17 protein-coding genes and 1 pseudogene are annotated in these 19,203 nt (G+C 63.4%); 2 read left to right on the top strand and 16 right to left on the bottom strand.

The window, feature by feature from the left end; all coding sequences use genetic code 11:
• The 5 genes from BSY16_RS24800 to BSY16_RS32170 all read right to left on the bottom strand — a co-directional run bounded on the left by BSY16_RS24800 (position 1) and on the right by BSY16_RS32170 (position 3,906).
• Complete coding sequence (locus tag BSY16_RS24800; RefSeq protein ID WP_069062473.1) at positions 1–738, bottom strand: SDR family NAD(P)-dependent oxidoreductase; 738 nt, start codon at positions 736–738, stop codon at positions 1–3.
• Complete coding sequence (locus tag BSY16_RS24795; protein ID WP_069062472.1) at positions 738–1,583, bottom strand: ABC transporter permease; 846 nt, start codon at positions 1,581–1,583, stop codon at positions 738–740. The genes BSY16_RS24800 and BSY16_RS24795 overlap by 1 nt, the downstream gene beginning before the upstream one ends.
• Positions 1,584–1,585: 2 nt before the next feature.
• On the bottom strand, positions 1,586–2,491 hold the full coding sequence (locus BSY16_RS24790) for an ABC transporter permease (protein WP_069062471.1): 906 nt from the start codon (positions 2,489–2,491) through the stop codon (positions 1,586–1,588).
• Positions 2,492–2,536: 45 nt separating this feature from the next.
• Positions 2,537–3,610, bottom strand: a complete 1,074-nt coding sequence (locus BSY16_RS24785) for an ABC transporter ATP-binding protein (RefSeq protein ID WP_069062470.1) — start codon at positions 3,608–3,610, stop codon at positions 2,537–2,539.
• A gap of 104 nt (positions 3,611–3,714) precedes the next feature.
• Positions 3,715–3,906, bottom strand: coding sequence for a hypothetical protein (locus BSY16_RS32170; protein ID WP_150130141.1), 192 nt, complete (start codon positions 3,904–3,906; stop codon positions 3,715–3,717).
• A gap of 248 nt (positions 3,907–4,154) precedes the next feature.
• On the opposite strand from BSY16_RS32170, the gene BSY16_RS24780 reads away from it, so the two are divergent.
• Positions 4,155–5,165, top strand: a complete 1,011-nt coding sequence (locus BSY16_RS24780; protein WP_069062469.1) for a GntR family transcriptional regulator — start codon at positions 4,155–4,157, stop codon at positions 5,163–5,165.
• A gap of 135 nt (positions 5,166–5,300) precedes the next feature.
• On the opposite strand, the gene capA is transcribed toward BSY16_RS24780, so the two are convergent.
• On the bottom strand, positions 5,301–7,382 hold the full coding sequence (capA, locus tag BSY16_RS24775; protein ID WP_069062468.1) for a caprolactamase subunit alpha: 2,082 nt from the start codon (positions 7,380–7,382) through the stop codon (positions 5,301–5,303).
• Between the two features lie 12 nt (positions 7,383–7,394).
• Positions 7,395–9,155, bottom strand: a complete 1,761-nt coding sequence (gene capB / locus BSY16_RS24770) for a caprolactamase subunit beta (RefSeq protein ID WP_069062467.1) — start codon at positions 9,153–9,155, stop codon at positions 7,395–7,397.
• 241 nt (positions 9,156–9,396) lie between these two features.
• Between capB and BSY16_RS24765 the strand changes: the two genes are divergently transcribed.
• Entirely contained in the window at positions 9,397–10,353 is a 957-nt protein-coding gene (locus BSY16_RS24765; protein WP_069062466.1) for an AraC family transcriptional regulator, read from the top strand.
• Positions 10,354–10,449: 96 nt separating this feature from the next.
• On the opposite strand, the pseudogene BSY16_RS31730 reads toward BSY16_RS24765, so the two are convergent.
• From BSY16_RS31730 to BSY16_RS24725, 9 genes and pseudogenes are all read right to left on the bottom strand, one after another.
• Positions 10,450–10,750 (bottom strand): annotated as a pseudogene (locus tag BSY16_RS31730) (tetrahydrofolate dehydrogenase/cyclohydrolase catalytic domain-containing protein); the annotation flags it as partial.
• Between the two features lie 9 nt (positions 10,751–10,759).
• Positions 10,760–11,644, bottom strand: a complete 885-nt coding sequence (gene purU / locus BSY16_RS24760; protein WP_069062465.1) for a formyltetrahydrofolate deformylase — start codon at positions 11,642–11,644, stop codon at positions 10,760–10,762.
• A 33-nt stretch (positions 11,645–11,677) separates the two neighbouring features.
• Positions 11,678–12,823 carry a quaternary amine ABC transporter ATP-binding protein gene (locus tag BSY16_RS24755; protein ID WP_069062464.1) on the bottom strand — a complete coding sequence of 382 codons (1,146 nt, stop codon included), beginning with the start codon at positions 12,821–12,823 and terminating at the stop codon, positions 11,678–11,680.
• A gap of 4 nt (positions 12,824–12,827) precedes the next feature.
• Positions 12,828–13,700, bottom strand: a complete 873-nt coding sequence (locus tag BSY16_RS24750; RefSeq protein ID WP_069062463.1) for an ABC transporter permease — start codon at positions 13,698–13,700, stop codon at positions 12,828–12,830.
• Between the two features lie 117 nt (positions 13,701–13,817).
• Positions 13,818–14,822, bottom strand: coding sequence for a glycine betaine ABC transporter substrate-binding protein (locus tag BSY16_RS24745; protein ID WP_069062462.1), 1,005 nt, complete (start codon positions 14,820–14,822; stop codon positions 13,818–13,820).
• A 102-nt stretch (positions 14,823–14,924) separates the two neighbouring features.
• Positions 14,925–15,929, bottom strand: a complete 1,005-nt coding sequence (locus BSY16_RS24740) for an Ldh family oxidoreductase (protein WP_069062461.1) — start codon at positions 15,927–15,929, stop codon at positions 14,925–14,927.
• Between the two features lie 10 nt (positions 15,930–15,939).
• Complete coding sequence (locus tag BSY16_RS24735) at positions 15,940–16,518, bottom strand: DUF3726 domain-containing protein (RefSeq protein WP_069062460.1); 579 nt, start codon at positions 16,516–16,518, stop codon at positions 15,940–15,942.
• Complete coding sequence (locus BSY16_RS24730; protein WP_069062459.1) at positions 16,515–18,209, bottom strand: hypothetical protein; 1,695 nt, start codon at positions 18,207–18,209, stop codon at positions 16,515–16,517. The genes BSY16_RS24735 and BSY16_RS24730 overlap by 4 nt, the downstream gene beginning before the upstream one ends.
• Positions 18,206–19,201, bottom strand: a complete 996-nt coding sequence (locus tag BSY16_RS24725) for a membrane dipeptidase (protein WP_069062458.1) — start codon at positions 19,199–19,201, stop codon at positions 18,206–18,208. Before BSY16_RS24725 ends, BSY16_RS24730 begins: the two co-directional genes overlap by 4 nt.
• Positions 19,202–19,203 lie beyond the last annotated feature (2 nt).

The raw sequence follows: 19,203 nt of genomic DNA, 5'->3' as shown, positions 1-19,203 counted from the left end.
TCAAAGCATCACATCGCCGGAATTGGGTCCAAGCGTCTGGCCAACGAAGAGGCTGGCGCCGGGCGACGCGAGGAATGCGACCGTCTCGGCCACCTCTTCCGGCTCGCCGAATCGGCCAAGTGGAAGGCCCGCGCGCTTGGCAGCGCGCCAGTCCTCGGAAAGCTCCATGACCAATGGCGTGTTGATCGGGCCGGGTGCGACGGCATTGACGCGCACGCCGCGGGCCGAAACCTCGCGGGCAAGCGCCTTGGTCATGCCGATGATCGCCGCCTTGGCGGCGGAATAATGCACGAGTTCGACGCCACCGATCTGGCCGAGCTGTGAGGCGATGTTGATGATCACGCCTTCGCCTGCGGAAAGCATGGCCGGCAGCACGGCCTTGGTCATCAGGAAGGTACCGCGCACATGGACGGCGAACATCCGGTCGAAATCCTCCACCGTCAGGTTCTCGAACAAAGCCTGATGGGCGATTCCGGCATTGTTGACGAGCAGCGAGGCCTCCCCGTGTACCGCGACGGCGGCGGCGTAGATGGCAGCGACATCGGCTTCGCGGGAAACGTCGCCCGCGACAGCCACAGCGGTTCCACCCGTTGTCCGGATTCCAAGGGCTACGGCTTCGGCACGCTCGAGAGAAAGGTCGTTGACCGTCACGGCATAGCCGATGGCAGCGAATTTGATGGCGATGGCGCACCCGATGCCGGAACCGGCGCCGGTGACGATTGCAGAGCGAGCCGCCATCACGCCTCCTCCTGTATCGCGAGGCGCTTGGCGCGGCGAACCGAGAGCGCCATCAGAAACGCGTAGGTGCCGAGCAGCGCGAAGGAGAAGATCGTCGTAAGCACGCCGAAGGCAAAGACGTTGGGATGCACCTCCACGGAAAAGGTACCGTAGATCGCTAGCGGCAGTGTCAGATCACGGCCCGAGGCAAACAGCGTGCGCGAAAATTCGTCATAGGAGAGCGTGAAGGCAAACAGCATGGCCGAGAGCACACCGGGAAAGATCAGCGGAAAGGTGATCTTGCGGAAGGTGCGCGCCGGAGTGACGCCGAGCGACCAGGCGGCTTCCTCGACGCTTGGATCGAAGCGGTTAAAGATCGCGAGCATCACCAGGAAGGCGAAGGGAAAAGTGTAGACAACGTGCAGCACGAAGGCTGTGCCCCACCAATGCCGGTCGATGCCGAGTGTATTGGCAACGAGTGCCATGCCGAGGCCGACCAGCACGCCAGGCACCATCATGCCAAGCACGATGAGGTAGAAGACGATGCCCGAGCCGCGGAATTTTTTGCGGAAGGCCTGGGCGGCGGTAACGCCGAGCACGGTCGAGACGATCATGGTCATGACGGCGAGCGCCAGCGAGCGCACCAGCGCCTGTTCGATCGGCAGCGGAGCAATGCGTGACGGCGGAGTTAAGCCAAAAAGATGTTTATACCAGTAGGTCGACCATTCGATGATCGGGAATTGCGGCCCGCCCTCCGGTCCCGTCTGGAAGGAGAGGATGGAAAGCACGACGAGCGGACCATAGAGGAAGACGATGAAGAGCGTCGTGTAGAGGCCGAGGCCGAACTTGGTGCCGATAGCATTCATGATCAGAGCTCCTTCCTGAGATCGACGACCCGCAACAGAGCAGCGACGACAGCGCCCATCAGGATGGTGAGCACGACGCCGGCGACAGCGGCGAACGCCCATTTCAGCGAACCGACCTGGGTGACGATGATGTTGCCGAGCAGATTGACCTTGCGGCCAGAGAGCGCTGCGGAGGTGGCGAACTCGCCGAGCACCATGACGGAGACGAAGATCGCGCCAACCACCACACCCGGCATGGAGAGCGGCAGGATGATGGTGCGGAAGATTCGCCAGGAGCTGGCACCGAGATCCTGCGCCGCCTCGATCACCGACGGATCGATGCGCCCCAGCATGAAGGCGATCGGGCCGACCATGAAGACGCAGTAGATCTGCGTCATACCGATGATCACCGACAATTCGGAAAACAGCAGCACCTCGATCGGCTGGTCGATGATGCCCAGAGACGCGAGGATCATGTTGATCGCTCCCTCCTTGCCTAGCATGGGCCGCCAGGCCAGCACGCGTAGGAGGAAGGAGGTCCAGAAAGGAATGACGCAGAGAACCAGCAGCGCCGTCGAGAGCGTCTTGTTCTTCACGAAAAGCCCGACAAAGAGCGCCGCCGGATAGCCGACGAGAACGGTGGAGACCAGCACGATCAGCCAGATGCGGATCGTCGTCCAGAGCGCGCCGAGATAGGTGTCGCTGGAGAAAAAGGTGACCCAGCTCTTCAGCGTCAGCGTCGGCTCGATCTTGAAGGTCGTTTGCGTCCAGAACGAGACGTAGACCATCATCAGGATCGGCGCGACGAGGAAGAGCAGCATCCAAAGAACGCCGGGAGCGAGCAGCCAGAATGTGCGATCCGGTTGTTTGCGCGTGGGCGTTTGCGTGGTTTCGACAGGCGTATCACGGCTGGTGGCGGCCATCGTCATCTCTCGTTCTCCGATGGGGCAAGGACGGGTGCGGGACGCCGGGGTTCAGACGAAGACAAGGGCGTCCTCCCGCTTCCAGACGAGGGCGTAGCGACCGCGCTCCTCATAGGCTTCCGGCGCCGCGTGGCTCAGATGCGTCTCGACCTCGAAGACACGGCCATCGTCGAGCGTGAAGAAGGAGTTGATTGCGGCCCCGGAATATTCGCTGGCGACGAAGCTGCCCTCGATGCGAACTTCGTCGCCAGCCGCCACCGCGTCTACGGGAAGGATCGCAACGCGGTCATAGCGGATGGCATAGGCCGGCTTGCCGGAGGGCTGGCATGCGCCGCCGAGTACGAACATGCCGACGGGGCTTTCAAACCCCTCCTCCGCAACATCGCCGGGAAAAATGTTGTAGCAGTTGAGGAAGCGTGCCACGTCCGCAGACGCGGGCTGGCTGTAGAGTGTACCGGCATCGGCGGACTGGGCGATACGCCCGCTATCGAGCACGAGCACCGTATCGCCCATGGCAAGCGCCTCGGTTTCGCTGCCCGTCACGTGCAGAAAGGTCACGCCACAGCGTTCGCGGATCGTCCGAAGTTCGCTGCGCATACGCGTGCGTAAGTTGGCATCCAGTGCGCCGAGCGGCTCATCGAGAAGCACCATGCTCGGCTCCGTCACCAGAGTGCGCGCGAGGGCCACTCGCTGCTTCTGACCGCCGGAAATCTGCGTGACCGCGCGGTCCTCCAGACCGGAAAGGCCGACCAGCGCAATCATGTCGCGCACTTTGGCCGCAACAACCCTCTGGTCAACTATGGCGTCGATCGCCCTGTTCTCAAGCCCGAATGCGATGTTCTGCGCAACGCTCAGATGCGGGAAAAGCGCAAAATTCTGGAAGACGAAGCCGATGCCGCGCTCATGGGGCGGCACGCCGTCGATGCGCCGCCCAGCGAAGACAATCTCCCCGCCATCCGGCTGTTCGAAGCCTGCTATGACACGCAGCAGAGTCGTCTTACCCGAACCGCTCGGCCCGAGCAGTGAGATATACGCATCCCTGGGAAGCGCGGCGTCGATGCCTGCCAGCGCGGGCACGCCTGCAAACGACTTCCGGACATTTTTCAGTTGGAGGACGGATGACACGTCTGTTCCTGCCAGTTTGAAGCCGGGAACGTCTCCGCGCATAGCTCCGCACCCGCCGGATGCAATGGCATCCCGGCGCAGCAGGCTACCCTCTCACCCTGAGATCAGGCGAAGGCTGCAGCGATGTTCCTTGGCATTTCGTTTCGTTCCACCTGCGGCAACTCTTCCTGGCGCCTTGGTGTAAAAAGCATGGCATGAATGTCTTTTGTATTCAATAGGCTTTTTATTGAATTTTTGCGACCGGGCGTTTCGCCATGATGCGGCGCCGATTTACGCAACAGTGGAAGATTTCCCATTTTCTTTTTTTACGAAACTTGGCGGTACTCTCGCATATTTCGCCTGCAACTGCCACTTCTCGCCGAAAGCAGCACTCTACCGAGCGGCGACCCGCAACCACCAAAGCCGTGAGGCTAATGTAGGGCGCCAACGAATGGCCTAAAATATTTCAAACTTTGTATTCAATACTCATTCCTACGTCGCTTTCATTCCCGTGGAGAATGCGTCAGAGTGCGGCCTTCCCACCTCTGCCAGAGACGATGGAACCATGAAGGACGAACAGACAGCCACCGGCACGCAGAAGCTCTACGAGATCGCCGAAGACGTGCTGCGCAGCAATATTGAGGCTGGCGTCCTGCCACCGGGGCTCGTGCTTCTTGAAGGTCCCATCGCCGATATCCTGCAGATTTCGCGTGCACCCGTGCAAAGAGCCCTGCAAACGATCGAGGCAGAAGGACTGGTGCATCGCTTTGCGGGCCGCGGTTTTCTCGTCGGCCCACCGGGCGCCGGTATCGAACCGAACAGGACCGACATCAAGGCGCTGGGCCTGATCGTGCCGCGCCATGCCGACGAAGCGCTGCAGAGCCGGTCCTCCTGGGAACGGATCTACAACGAGGTGGAGGCGGATGTCGCCGGTTGCGTGGTCTTCGGCCGCTACCGCATCGTCGAGATGGAACTTGCCAACCATTTCAATGTCAGCCGCACAGTGGTGCGGGATGTCCTGACCCGGTTGCGCGAGCGCGGGCTGGTCCGAAAGAACCAAAGTTCGCATTGGATTGCCGGCCCGCTCACGGCGCAAATGGTGAAAGACCACTTCGTGCTGCGAAAAATCCTGGAGCCGCCCGCGATTCGGCTTGGCGCACGGACGGTAAGCCAGACCCGGCTGGAGGTCCTGCTTCAGCGACTGCTCGTGGCAGAGGCGGATGGCTCCTCCGGATCCTTGCGGGGTATCGAAATCATGCAGGCAGAGTTCATCGAGCACTGCGTGCTGGCCGCACCGAACGAACGGTTGAAGGACCTTGTTCGCAACAACCTGCTTCCGGTCACCGCGACCGATCGTTTGCTGCGTCGTCTCGGCCTGCCGGGAGATCCGGCGATCATCACGGAGCTGCGGCTGATCGTGGAGCTTCTGCTGCGCGGCGCGACGGAAGCGGCCGCCTCGATGCTGGAGACCCACATCGAGGCCTCGCTCAATCGCACCATCGCTCAGATGAAGATCGTCGCGATCATACCTGGCCCCAGCGTCACGGCCGCCTATCTGACACCAATGCCCGACTGATCGGCCACCAAGCGGGGCGCCGCCACCGGCGCCCTCTCTTCCGGGTTCACGTTTTGCGAAGAGTGGCGACCCTGCCATTGCACCCCCTTAGCTGATCAGGTCCGGTCGACGGCTTCCGATCGACCGGGATGAATCTCAGTTTTCTCTGGTCAGCAGATAGCTGCCGCTTTCATGCAGCGCGCTCGTCCAGCCGGGCTCGATAACGATGGTCGTCGTCACCTCCTCGATGATGGCAGGGCCATGGATGCGGACACCCGCCCCGAGCTTTCCGCCGTCGTAGATCGGCGTGGATGTGGCCTTGCCGGACGGGTCGAAGATCGCCTCGCGAAACCCCTTCAGCGCCTGTTCCGCGCCGCCGCCCTCGGCGAATTTTGGCGGGCGGACTTTCTCAATGCGGCCGTAGATGGTTGATTCGAGATTGACCACTTCGACGGCACTATGGCGTTCGGCATAGGTGTAAAGTTCCTCGTGTCGGGCGTGGAAAGCATCCTTCACTTGGTCGATCGTGCTTTCGTCGATGGCGAAGGTGCCGATATCCACCGTGCATTCATGCACCTGACCGACATAACGCATGTCGATCGAGCGCTTGATATCGATCGCCGCAGGTGCAAAGCCATCGGCCTCCAGATGCGCGACGCCCTTCGCCTCGATATCCCGAAAGAGGCAGTCGAGACGTTCGTAGACGGCCGCATTATCGAGCCGCACCGGCGCCGGCGCCATGTAGTTGTATTTCACGTCGGAGATGATCTGGCCGAAGGCGCAGAGCCCCGAGGCGAGTTTCGGCAGGATGATGGTGTCGATACCCATCTCCCGCGCCAGCGCGGTGATATGCGCAGCCGTGGCGCCGCCTGCCCCCACCAGCACGAAATCCCGCGGATCATAGCCCCGCTCGACCGAGACGCGGCGGATGCCGTTGACCATGCTGTTGTTGACGATCGCGAACATGCCATAGGCCGCCTGCTCGACGGAAATGCCGAGCGGCTCCGCGACCCTTGCCACGGCCGTGCGCGCATTTTCGATATCGAGCGGCAGCTTTCCGCCAAGCAGGCCATCGGGATTGAGGTAGCCGAGCACGAGGTTCGCATCCGACGTCGTCGGCTCCACGCCGCCCTGGCCGTAGCAGGCGGGGCCGGGTTCGGAGCCCGCCGATTGCGGGCCGACCTGGAGCAGGCCGAGTGGATCGATCCAGCCGATCGAGCCGCCCCCCGCCCCCAGCGTCTCGACCTGGATCATCGGTACGCCAATGCGATAACGCAGGAAGTCGATGTTCTTGTTGAGGTTGGTCTGTCCGTTGCGCGTCAGCGTGATGTCGAAGGACGTGCCGCCCATGTCGACGGTGATGACGTTCTTCTGGTCGAAGGGCGCACCGGCATAGAGCCCGGCCTGCGGTGCCGATGCCGGGCCGGAATTGATCGCGTAGACGGAGCGGTCGGTCATGACCTGGCCGACCGCCAGCCCGCCGTTCGACTGGAAGTACCGCACCGGCTGCTTGGCGCCGAGCTTGCGGAAATAGGTGTCCACGGCGGAAACATAGCGGCGCATGACCGGCGCCAGATAGGCATTGGTCACGGCGGTCGAGGTGCGCGTATATTCGCGGACCTGAGGATAGAGCTCGCTGCCGACGGTCAGGATCGCATCCGGCATCATCTCGCGCACGATCTCGGCCGCCCGCACCTCATGCCGCGGATCAAGCACCGACCAGACGAAGGAAATGGCGACGGTCTCGATGTCCTCCTCCAGGAAGAGCCGGCAGGCGTCGCGCACGTCTTCCTCCTGCAGCGGCGTGCGCACCGAGCCATCGGAGAGGATGCGCTCGCGCACGCCGCGCCGGAGATACCGCGGCACGAGCATGGTCGCTGCCGGATATTCCGGATCGTATCGGAAGCCGTCTTCCTTATGCCCGTTACGGATCTCGATGGAATCCTCGTGGCCCGCGGTGCAGATCAGCCCCGTCTTGCCGCCGCGATGCGTGATGAGCGCGTTGAGGCCGACGGTGGTGCCGTTGATGCAGAGGTCGCAGTTGGCGATGATTTCCTCGATCGGCCGGGCCAGATCGGCGGCGATCAGGCCGAGACCGTTCTCGATCGCCCGTGTGGGATCGGACGGCGTGGAGAGCGCCTTGAACAGCTTGACCTCTCCGCTGGCGCGGTCAGCGATCACGAAGTCGGTGAAGGTGCCGCCGGCGTCGATGCCGAGACGATAGGAATGTAGAGTCATGTTTCGTCTTCCTTACGCAGTGGCTCTGAGCCGTTCGGTTTCCGCCCGGTCGACCTCGAGGGTCTCCCGGTCCGCGATCGCCACGCCGTAGTCGGCGCGCGCACCGGCAATCGAGACGAGGCCGTTCAGCACGTCGGAGACCACCTTCTCCACGGGGCGCTCGAAGGGATTGCCGTAGCCGCCGCCGCCCGGATTGAGGTTGGTGATCGTCTGGCCGGGCTTGATGGTCTCGATGATGTTCTTGCGTTCCACCTGCACGGCGCCGTCGCGGCGCAGCTCGACGCGGCCGACCTTGGTATCGACCACTGCCGATTTGGCGCCAGCAGCGCCCATGGCCGGGATACGGCGCCCCTCGCCAAAACCAATGCACAGCATGTCGCCGTTGAGCGGCTCCACTTCCCAGGCCGTGCCCGAGCCGCCGCGGAATTTGCCGGCACCACCGGAATCGGTCATCAGCGAATAGCGGTGGATGATGATCGGATAGGAATATTCGAGGAGTTCCACATCGCCGGAGGTGAGCGCCCCGAAGCAGCATTCCGGGCCGACCGCATGCCAGCCGTCCTGCTTGGGCGTCGCACCGCCGCCGGAAATGATCGTGGCGAGCACCATGGTCACGAACTCTTCGTTGGTGCGGGCGTCGCGGCCGGCGATGTTGAGGCCGTTGGCATGGCCCCAGGAGGCGGAGACCTTGGAGGGTACGGCCTTTTCGAAGGCGAGGCGCACGGCATCCGTCAGCGTCTCCATCGGCGTCGTCGTGCAGTTCATGTGCGGCGCCGGCTCCTGCGCATTGCACAGCGTGCCCTTCGGTCCGAAATCGACGCTGACGCAGCGATAGAGCCCTTCGTTGTAGGGCGGCGGCAGGGCGGCAAACATCATCAGGCCGAGATAGACGCCGGAATGGGAATTGCCCTCGTAGGAGTTGATGAAATAGGGGATCTGCGGTGGGCTATCGATGGCGATATGGCAGCTGTCTCCCGTGATCGTGACCGTCGCCTTGATCTCGAAATCGCCAAAACCGTGGCCGGCATCCTCCAGGATGGCTGCACCTTCATACGTTCCATCCGGCACGGTGGCGATCAGCGTGCGCATGTGACGGTCGGCCATGTCGAGCAGCGTGTCGACGCAGGTGTCCACCTGCTCCTTGCCATATTTGTCGAGCATGGCGATGAGGTTGCGCTCGCCGACCTGGCAGGCACCGATAAGGGCGCGGAAATCGCCCTCCTGGTCGCGTCGTGCCCGCATGTTGGTGAAGATCATGTTGAGCACGTCGTTGCGCGGCTTGCCGCGGTCCCAGATCTTGACCGGCGGAATACGCAGGCACTCGGCGTAGATCTCGGTCGCATTGGGATTGTAGCCGGCCGGCACCGGTCCGCCGATATCGGTGAGATGGCCCTTGCAGACGGTCCAGTAGACAAGCTCGCCCTTGTAGAAAACCGGCTTGTACATGCAGGTATCGATGGCATGGCTGCCGCCGAAGGCCGGGTCGTTGTGGAGGATCAGGTCACCCTCGTGGATATCGTCGCCGAAGAAGCCTGCAACCGCCTTCATCGCGGGAATAAGCGAGCCGAGATGGATCGGGATGTCCTGGCCCTGCAGGATCATTTCCGGCCGCGCATTGAACAGCGCCGTCGAATAGTCGTGCGCCAGGTTGAAGACCGACGAGCGCGCGGTCTTTTCCAGCGCGAGCGTCATTTCGCGCTGGGTCGTCTCGAGCATGCCGCGCACGACCGAGAGCGTGATCGGGTCTACTTTCGAAGTCTGGGTATGAAGCATCGTGTTCACGCTGGTTGAGGGCGAGAACCGACGGTCTGGAAACCGCGTGGATAGGTCGAAATGTCTGTTCCCGGAGCCGCCGGCATCTGTCGCACCGTTGAAGCTGGCGCAATCTAGGCAGAGTTTTCCGCAGCGGTCTTTGCAGCGCGGGAACAATAAATTGCGTCAGAACGCACAGTCTGCCATTTTCATTGCCGGGCAGCGGCCATGTGCATACCTTTATTGCAAGAGGGGAAGCCGCATGAAGACGAGCATCACCACAAGCGCGACGCGCGCACCGGACCGCAGCCGCCACTGGCACGAGGCCATCGCCTCGGCCTATTTTCCGCTCGACCTTCGCTTTCGCGATGCCGACGAGTTTTCCGGTGACCTGACGACTTGGGAATTCGGCGACGTTTCTATCTCGCGGCTCACCTGCGATGCGCTGCAATATCTGCGGCTACCGCATCACTTCCGCGCCGCGCGCGAGGAGGAATTCCTCGTCACCGTGCCAGCCAAGGCGGAAGTGTTTTTTTCCCAGGGCGGCCGCGAAGTCAAATGCAGGCCCGGCGGGTTCTTCCTGGAGCGCAGCAGCGAGCCCTACCAGTTCAGCCATGCGGAAGCCGCCGACATGTGGGTGCTGAAGGTCGAGGCCGATGCACTTGGCGGGCGTATGCGCGCGCCCGACCGCTTCTGCACCTTGCAATTCGAGGCAAACAACGGTGCCGGCGGCCTGTTCACCGACATGCTGCATCTCCTGCCTGCCCGTTTCGACGGGATGACGCAGGAAGCGCGGGTGACGGTCGGCCGCCAGCTGGTGGACCTGCTCGTGCTGGCGATCAAGGCCGACGACAGGGTGCTCGCCTCCGGCAACTCGACCGTGCGCACCGCTCACCTCGCTCGCATCGAGGCCTATATCCGCGCCAATCTCCAGGATTTCCGCCTCGACCCCGATCGCATCGCGCGCGCCTGCGGCATCTCCACCCGCTACCTTCACGAGTTGTTTCGCGACACCAACGAGACGGTAAGGAGCTGGATCCGTGACCAGCGGCTGGCCGCCTGCCGCGAGGCGCTGGAAGACCCGGACAACGTCCAGACCGCCGCCGAGATCGCTTACCGCTGGGGTTTTGGCGACCAGACGCAGTTCTCCCGCGTCTTCAAGGCGCAGTTCGGCGTGCCGCCGGGAGAGTTCCGAGCTGAATGCCAGAAACGGCGCTGAAAAGGGCGGATTTTTCCGCAACCAATGTCCATCAGGTAAGTGAGGTCAGTCTGCCACCTCTCGTTCGGTCGGATGGTCTTGTCCTCAACTTTTCATGGGCAGGGGCAGTTGCACGAGGATACCGTGCACGGCGGGATCCGCGTTCAGCGACGCCACCAGGCTTGCGAGGTCCCCTTGCGTGGTCTCCTCCGGCAGCGTGCTGGGTGGAGTTGAAGCCGCATTCCTTGGCCAGACGACCCTTGGCGCCGACATAGGTGTGGCTTGCCGGATCATCGCCGACGATGACGACCGCAAGCCCGGTCCTCGCCCCTGCCTCATTTTCGAGCGCCGAGCTCGCAGCCTTCACAGCCTCGATCACCGACGCCGCGACTTTCTTCCCGTCAATACGCGCCGCGATCCCCATGGTTCAACCCATACGCTCTGACGCGTACGAGCCGGGGCTGGGCGGGAAGACGATGGTCTTGTTGCCGTTCATGAAGGTACGGTGGTGGATGTGGGCATGCACGGCGCGGGCAAGCACCTGGCTCTCCACGTCGCGACCGATCGACACGTAGTCCTCCGCAGACTGCGCATGCGTGATGCGCGCCACGTCCTGCTCGATGATCGGACCCTCGTCGAGGTCCTCCGTCACATAGTGCGCCGTCGCGCCGATCAGCTTCACCCCGCGCTCGAAGGCCTGCTTGTACGGGTTCGCACCCTTGAACGACGGCAGGAACGAGTGGTGGATGTTGATGATCCGGCCCGACATCTTCTTGCACACCGCATCCGACAGCACCTGCATGTAGCGGGCGAGCACGATCAGTTCCGCACCGGACTGTTCCACCACCTCCATCAGGCGGGCTTCTGCCTGCGGCTTGTTCTCCTTCGTTACCTTGATGTGGTAGAAGGGGATGTCGTGGTTGACGATGACCTTCTGGTAATCGAAGTGGTTCGACACCACGCCGACGATGTCGATCGGCAGCGCGCCGATCTTCCAGCGGTAGAGCAGGTCGTTCAGGCAATGGCCGAAGCGCGACACCATCAGCAGAACCTTCATGCGCTCGTCGCTGTCGTTGAAGCGATAGTTCATGCCGAAGGGCTTGGCGACCGGGGCGAATTCAGCCTTGATGTCCTCCTCCGATACGCCTTCCTGGGACAGGAAGGTGAGGCGCATGAAGAACAGGCCGGTTTCGAGGTCGTCGAACTGCGACGAATCCGAGATGTAACACCCCTTCTCGGCGAGGTAGCCGGTGATCGCGGCGACGATGCCGCGGGTCGATTGGCACGATACTGTTAGGACGTGGCTTTTCATCGGTTCTTTTCTCTCGGATGTAACGCGGCCGCTTCAGATCGGGCGTGCCGAGCGCGCCAGCGCCCTGAAGGCCATTTCACGCGTCAGCATACCCGTCGCCGCCCCGCCCTCCGTAACGACAATCGCGTCATGCGTGGCGAGTAGCGGAAAGCACTGGCCGATGGCGACAGCGGCATCGACCGACGCCACCGCGATCGCCTCGCCCGATGCTCCCCGCGCGAGAAGGCGCGGCGCGACACCGTTAGTGACGACGACGCCCGGATGCTCCCGCAGCAGCGCAGCCGACCGTTCGGGGGTCGCCTCAGCACTTGTCAGGACCGGAACCTTCGTGAAGGCTTCATGCGCATACATCGCCCGCGACAGGTCGACCTTGCGCACGAAGCGCTCGACATAATCGTCGGCCGGGCGGAACAGGATTTCCTCGCCAGTGCCGACCTGGCGCAACTCGCCGTCCTTCAGGATGGCGATGCGATCGCCGAGATGCAGCGCCTCGTCGAGATCGTGGGTGATGAAGATGATCGTCTTCTTCAGCCGCGCCTGGATGTCCTTCAACTGCTCCTGCATGTCGCTCTTGATCAACGGGTCGAGCGCACTGAAGGCCTCATCCATCAAGAGCACGTCCGCTTTGGTCGCCAACGCCCTGGCAAGGCCGACGCGCTGCTGCATGCCGCCCGAAAGCTGCCGCGGAAAACGGTTTTCGAAGCCCTTCAGCCCGACAAGTTCCAATTGCTCCATACCGAGCGCTACGGCCTCGCGGCGGTTCACGCCTTGCAGGATCGGCCCGCAGATCGTGTTCTCCAGCACCGTCTGGTGTGGCAGAAGGCCGAAGCGCTGGAACACCATGGAAATGCCGTTGCGCCGGAAAGCCAGAAGCTCTCCGGCGTTCATCTCCGTGATGTTGCGGCCATCGATCAGGATGCGGCCGGCGGTAGGCTCGATCAGCCGGTTGAAGTGGCGGATCAGGGTCGATTTTCCCGAACCCGACAGGCCCATGATGACGAAGGTTTCGCCGTTGCGGATCGAAAAATCGATGTCTTTGAGTCCGACGACACAGCCGGTCTTCTGCAGCACTTCGGTCTTCTGCGCCCCGGCGCGCAGCTCGGCTATCGCATCGTCCGGGCGGTCGCCAAAAATCTTGTAGACCTTGTCGACCTGGATTTTCACGTCGGAAGCGGTCACGGCCTCACTCCCCGCTGGCAAGATGTTTCTGGGCACGTCGTCCATAGGACTGGGCGATGCGATCAAAGATCACGGCGAGGAAGACGATGGCGATGCCGGCGATGAGGCCGCGGCTCACTTCCAGCCGCTGGATGCCCTGCAACACCTGATAGCCGAGACCGCCTGCACCGATCATCGACGCAATGACCACCATTGAAAGCGCCATCATCGTCGTCTGGTTGATGCCGGCCATGATCGTCGGCAGGGCGAGCGGGATCTGCACCTTGAAGAGCTTTTGCCGGGGCGTGGCACCGAAGGCGACGATCGCCTCGACCACCTCGCTATCGACCTGGCGGATGCCGAGATCGGTGAGCCGGATGACCGGCGGAATGGCGAAGAACACGGTGGCGAGGATGGCCGGGATCTTTCCGGGACCGAACAACATGACGAAGGGGATGAGATAGACGAAGATCGGCAGCGTCTGCATGATGTCGAGCAGCGGCAGGGCCATCGAGCGCAGCCAGTCCGAGCGCGCCATCGCGATGCCGAGTGGAATGCCAATCACGACGGCCACGACGGTCGCGGCAAGCATGAGCGCGATCGTCGCCATGGCGTCGTTCCACAGACCCAGCGCACCGATGAAGACAAGCATGACTGCCGCGCCGGCAGTCGCCTTCAGGCTGCGCGATGCGGAATAGGTCAAGGCGGCGATGACGGCGATGGTGACGTACCAGGGCAGCCATTGCAGGAAGGTCTCCATGCCGCTGAGCAGCTTGAGCAGCGGCATCAGCAGCCGTTCGAACATGTCGCCGTAGTTCGCCACGATCCAGCTGAAGCCATCGTCGATGGCGAAGCGCAGGCCGCGGGTGTCAATGAGCTCGGGGAAATTGTCTGCCACGGCACAAGCCTTTCAGGATACGTCTCTTGCCGGCCACACCGCGGCGCAAGCCATCGGCAAAGGGAGGCTGCAAGGACGGCGCAACCGGGGGATTGCGCCGTCCCCACAAGGTGGGCCTCAGAGCGAGGCCTTGACCTTCTCGGCGACATCGGCTGGCACCCACTTGGTCCAGATCGCTTCGTAGTTTTTGAAGAAATATGCCGCGACCTCTTCCGGCGAGGCTTTGTTGTCGTCGCCCCAGGCCAGCACGTCGCTGATCTCGGCATTCGGAACCTGCATCTTCGACAGGAACTCGGCGACAGGAGGGGCCTTTTCCTTGAGGCTGGTCGTCGCTGCAACTGCGACTTCGCCGACCGCCCAGCCGGTGAGTTCCGGCTTCTCGCACTTCGCATCGGTGAGGCAGGTGAACTTGGCCGCATCATAGGCCGGCATCTCGAGCACCTTCAGCTTGTACTTGCCGATCACCTCGGTCGGCCCCCAGTACCAGCCGATGAAGGGTTTTTTGCGCGACACCTGGCGGGCGATGGTCGCCTTCAGGTTGGCGCCGGAACCGGTCGGATAGACCTCGTAGGTCTCTTCCAGGCCCAGCGCCTTGACGAGGTTGTTGGTGATGATCTCACAGCCCCAGCCGGGTGGGCAGGCATAGAAGCGACCCTTGCCGGTGGCCGAGGCATCCTCGAACACTTGCCAATTGTCCTTAAGGTCAGTGACGGAGCGAATTTCTGGATGCGCCTCGGCGACATAGTCCGGAATCCACCAACCCTCCTGGCCGCCACTCGCAAAGATATCGCCCGCCTTGTAGACGGTGCCCTTCGCCAGCATCTGGTCCCAGGTCGATTTGACGGTGGAGACCCAGAGCTCCGGCGCAATATCCGGCTCGCCCTTGGCCAGCATGGAGGATGCGGTCGGCACCGTATCGCCCGGCACGATCTGGACGGTGCAGCCGTAGCCTTCGGCCAGGATCGCCTTGGTCACATAGGCGAGCGTGCCGGCGGAAAGCCAGGTCATTTCGGCGACGGTAATGGGGTCGGTCGTGCCGCATTCCGCAGCCTGTGCGGTGTTGCCGCCGAGAACCATGCAGGACAGGCAGGCGCCCGCAAGAATGGATGTCTTGATCTTCATGTCCGTTCCCTTTGTTGTGGTTATCGTGGTCTTAATGGTTACGATGTCGAAAGCGGCGACTTTTATCAAACCGAAATAACTGATCCGGACTTCAGAAAAACTTTAGTTGAACAGCGCTTCGATCCGTTCGATCAGCACCGGATCGACAGGCACGCCGTCGCGCTCGGTCCGCTCGCGTGCCGCCTTCCGGCGACCACCGGGAAGCCGCGCGCCGTCCTGCAAGGCGATGGCGCCAAGGAGGCTTGCGACCTGCTGCGAAAACCCTTCGGAGAAGGCTGAAGGGTCGAAGGTGATAAAACACTGGCCGGTTTTCGGCGGGCCGCCCGCCGTGCCGGAAAACGGGCTGGCATCCTTGCTGAGGACCGCCCCCGACAGGCAGGAGGCCAGGATTTCGACAAGCAATCCGGCGCCGAAGCCCTTGTGCCCGCCGGCGGGTAACATCGATCCTTTAAGTGCGGCGGCCGGATCCACCGTCGGCGCGCCCTCCGCATCGAGCGCCCAGCCGGGCTCGATGGGCCTGCCCTCGCGGGACCGCAGTAGGATTTCCGATTTCGCGACCACGCTCGCCGACTGGTCGAGCACGAGTGCCGCCCCGCCCCCGCCATCGGGAACGCCGAGGGCGAAAGGATTGGTGCCGATGACCGGTGCGCGGCCGCCGGGTGGAGCGATAGAGGCCGGCGCATGGGTGGTGCAAAGACCGACCAGGCCGGCTTCGGCGATGCGCTCGGCGTGGTGGCCGAGCACGCCGCAATTGTAGGAGTTGAACACCGTCATCACGGCGACGCCATTTTCGCGCGCGGCGGTGATGAACTTCTCCCAGCCGGCATCGATTGCCGGATGGGAGAAGCCGGTTGCTGCGTCAACGACGACCGCGCCGGGGCGCGGGCGCGACACGACGGGTTGCGCCATGCCATCGACCTTGCCAGCGCGCACATGCTCCGCATAGATCGGCACATAGAGCAGGCCGTGGCTGCGGATACCGTCGCGCTCCGCCAGCATCGTCGAGCGGGCAACGGCGGCGGCATTGGCCTCGCTGGCGCCCGCGGCCATCAAGGCGCGCAGGCACAGGTGCTCGATCGCGGCGAGCGTCATTATCCGGTCCGTCATGGAAACATCCTCAATCGTTGTCGGTAGTACCGGCGCCGGCGCCCTGGGTGCGCGACAGGTCCGAAGCCGGCACGTAGGTCCTGGCTGCCAGTCTAAGCGCTGTCGCGTAGGCAGCGGCATCGGTCGCCGTTGGACGCGGCGTTCCGGAGCAGGCGGGCGCGTCATCGTCAGGCATAAGACGCAAGGTCTTCATAGCGGGTAGCAGGCCGCCGGCATCGCTCACCCGGGCGAGCGGCATGAGATCGCCATTTCCCTGCTGCACGGCGAGGCTCAGCCCTGTGTCAATCGCCGCCGCGCCGGCAAGGCCGATCAGCAGCAGTCCGTATTCACGATCCCGGAGCCAGACTTGCTCGGCTTCGCCGCAGCACAGCGCGTCAACGGCCGCTTGATCCCGGAGAACCGCCTGCCTGCCCCGCGCATCGTCACCAAGGGCATCGACGACGATCCTGATGGCATCGACGCCGCGTGCCGAGAGCCAGATGGCTGCGTGGCCGATCTCCTCCGCGACGCCATGGGGCAGTCCCGCGCCACTGGCCGCCTTGCGGGCCAGCGACTGCACTTCGTTGTAGGAAAGAAGGATCGTCTTCATGGCAGCACCGGAAGCCAGCAATCGTCGGTTTCGCCGGCCGTGATCTCGCCAGCCGTCGGGGCGCCCTGGAAGAGCGTGATGCGGGTCCAGCGGTCCGAGCGCGGGTCGAACTTCGAAGCGCCGAAGAAGGCGAGCTTGCAGCGCAACATATCGATCGGCAGGCAGCGATCCGACAGCAGGTTGTCGCGGATTTCCGCATAGGGCGCGGCCACCGTCGTCTGGATGCGGCGAACCATGTGACGGTGCTGCGGGAAACGGGCAAGGAAGGCGGCGACGGTCTGCTCGCCCGGCGCATCCGCAAGGTCGGCGGCTAGCCACTGCACTTGCCGGGCGATATCAAGCGGCAGCTCCAGATCCGCACCGGGCTCCGCGTCGCGACGACCGAGGCGGGGTTCCAGCTTCTCCTCCGAGACATACCAGAACTGGGCGGTTTCGGCTGGCGCGTCGAAGGCGATGGCCATGGCCCAGCCGTAGTGGTCGTGCAGGAGACCGCGGAGGGCTGCGGCCCGCATGCCCGGTTCAAGCGCGCCTTCCCGCGCGGCTGCCATGCCGTCCGCAAGGTCGTCGTTCTCCGCGCCCACCATTTCGATGACGAGCGCGGCCAGCAGCTCTTGGAAGTCCTCGGACAGCGATTGCGAACGATCCAGCAATGACGCGACCGGGAACGAGGTGGCGAGCAGCCTTGCCGGATCAATCCAGCCTTCGGCTTGCACCCATTCCCCTCGGAGAAGCAGGATGCGCGCCATCAATGCACTATCTTCAACCGACCATTGATCGAGATGCAGCGCCGCCTGCCGCCAGAGATCGGCGAGCCGGTTCAGCGCCGCCGCATCCAGACAGGGCTTCGCCCGCACCCGCGCCAAGGCGGTCTCGCGGGCGAGGACCCAGTTGTTCAAAAGCACCGGATGGTTCGCCAGGAACGGCGCCATGCCGAGGCCGGTGGAATTGCCGACACCGATATGGCGGCGCAGGTCCGGCGCAAGTGGCACGAAGGTTTCCGGCGCTCTGCACCGGGCGACATGTTCGACGAGGTCATGGGAGAATTCGCGAATCAGCCAGACGGTCAGCATCTCCGCCTGGAAAGGACTGTCGAGCCCGTCGCGTTCCGCCAGCACAAAACGATCGGCAATGCCGAACTTGCCGTTGCCGTAGACGGCGGTGGTGCGCAGCAGGTAGCCGACCTCGCCGAGGCGTTGCCGATCCGGCTGTCGGCCGTGGGCGAGGCTGTCGGCGACATGCTCGAAGAAACGCACGGACTTGTTGGCGCGGCTCAGCACCAGATCGCGCGCACCGAACCGGCCCGCCTCCTGCCGCGGGGCATTCGCCCGCAGCCGGTCGATCTCGGCGGCGTCGGGAATGCCGTCATAGAGCACGTAGCTCGTATCCCAGGCTTCCGCGATCACGCGGTCGGAGCGCTGGTCGTCGGGAAGCGGGCAGGAGAAGGCGACAAGGCTGTAATCATGCCCGCCGAGCGTGAGCGTATAGATGGCATCACCGAAACCTGCATCGTCCATGCTCCAGACCGGGCGGCGGACCGTCGTGCCGCTTGCGGCAAGATGGCGGATCAGGCTGCGCAGGAAGCTGAGCCGCGTCGGGAAGGAGGCGCCCATCCGCCGCAGACGCATGACGACGTCCGGCGAACGCAGCGCCAGCGCCGGTCCTGTGGTGAGGTCGAGCGCCCGGCTGGTCATGGCATCGGCCCGAAGGACGCAGTGTAGAACCGCAGCCAGTTGCCGCCCATGATGCCGCCGACCTCCTCTTCGGAAAAGCCGACATTGCGCAGGCCGTGGCGCAAGTTGCCGAGATCCGCATTGCTGTTGAACCATTGCGGCTGCCGGGGAAAACCCGCCGCTGCCGCCGATCCTTCGCCGTAGTCCGTCGCCTTCGACCAGCGGCCGTTGCGCATCCAGGTCACGACCGAATCCGGCTGGTCCTGGCACAGATCACTGCCGATGCCGACATGCTCGGCGCCGTAGCGCGAGGCCGTCTCCGCGACCATGGCGCAAAAGCTTTCCAGTGTGCAGTTCGACCCGTCCTTCAGGTGATGCGGATAGAGCGACAGACCGAGCATGCCGCCAGACTGCGCCAGCGCCTTCAATACGGTGTCGGATTTGTTGCGCAGCGCCGGATGCCACCAGTGCGGATTGGCGTGGGTAATGGCGATCGGGCGCGTAGAAATCTCGATTGCCTCCAAAGTGGAGCGTTCGGCGGAATGGCTCATGTCGATGACCATGCCGACCCGGTTCATCTCGGCAATGGCCTGCCGGCCGAAGCGGGTAATGCCCGGATCTTCCCCCTCGTAGCAGCCGGTGGCAAGCAATGACTGGTTGTTGTAGGAGAGCTGCATGAAGCGCACGCCGAGCATGTGGCAGACCTCGATCAGGCCGATGTCGTCCTCAATCGGCGACGGGTTCTGCAGGCCGAAGAAGATGGCCGTGCGCCCTTCCCGCATCGCGCGCTCGATATCGCTGCCGGAGCGGCCGGGGAAGATGATATCCGCGTGGCGCTCGAAATGGCGGTTCCAGGCAATAATGTTCGCCACCGTCTCGCGGAAATTCTCGTGATAGGCGATGGTGGCATGCACGGCATGCACCCCGCCCGCCCGCATCTCGGTAAAGACGCTCGGGCTCCAGTTGGCATATTGCAGGCAATCGACGAGGGGGCTGGCGATCTTTGTGTCCATGG

The sequence above is a fragment of the Sinorhizobium sp. RAC02 genome (assembly GCF_001713395.1).
GTDB lineage: Bacteria > Pseudomonadota > Alphaproteobacteria > Rhizobiales > Rhizobiaceae > Shinella.
This window is presented reverse-complemented; position numbering and strand designations above follow the sequence as displayed.

Coding starts and splice junctions, on each gene's coding strand:
- BSY16_RS24790 (WP_069062471.1), bottom strand. CDS start 2,491: ATGACGATGGCCGCCACCAGCCGTGATACGCCTGTCGAAACCACGCAA.
- BSY16_RS24795 (WP_069062472.1), bottom strand. CDS start 1,583: ATGAATGCTATCGGCACCAAGTTCGGCCTCGGCCTCTACACGACGCTC.
- BSY16_RS24765 (WP_069062466.1), top strand. CDS start 9,397: ATGAAGACGAGCATCACCACAAGCGCGACGCGCGCACCGGACCGCAGC.
- BSY16_RS32170 (WP_150130141.1), bottom strand. CDS start 3,906: ATGGGAAATCTTCCACTGTTGCGTAAATCGGCGCCGCATCATGGCGAA.
- BSY16_RS24740 (WP_069062461.1), bottom strand. CDS start 15,929: ATGACGGACCGGATAATGACGCTCGCCGCGATCGAGCACCTGTGCCTG.
- BSY16_RS24725 (WP_069062458.1), bottom strand. CDS start 19,201: ATGGACACAAAGATCGCCAGCCCCCTCGTCGATTGCCTGCAATATGCC.
- BSY16_RS24735 (WP_069062460.1), bottom strand. CDS start 16,518: ATGAAGACGATCCTTCTTTCCTACAACGAAGTGCAGTCGCTGGCCCGC.
- purU (WP_069062465.1), bottom strand. CDS start 11,644: ATGAAAAGCCACGTCCTAACAGTATCGTGCCAATCGACCCGCGGCATC.
- capB (WP_069062467.1), bottom strand. CDS start 9,155: ATGCTTCATACCCAGACTTCGAAAGTAGACCCGATCACGCTCTCGGTC.
- BSY16_RS24730 (WP_069062459.1), bottom strand. CDS start 18,209: ATGACCAGCCGGGCGCTCGACCTCACCACAGGACCGGCGCTGGCGCTG.
- BSY16_RS24800 (WP_069062473.1), bottom strand. CDS start 738: ATGGCGGCTCGCTCTGCAATCGTCACCGGCGCCGGTTCCGGCATCGGG.
- capA (WP_069062468.1), bottom strand. CDS start 7,382: ATGACTCTACATTCCTATCGTCTCGGCATCGACGCCGGCGGCACCTTC.
- BSY16_RS24780 (WP_069062469.1), top strand. CDS start 4,155: ATGAAGGACGAACAGACAGCCACCGGCACGCAGAAGCTCTACGAGATC.
- BSY16_RS24745 (WP_069062462.1), bottom strand. CDS start 14,822: ATGAAGATCAAGACATCCATTCTTGCGGGCGCCTGCCTGTCCTGCATG.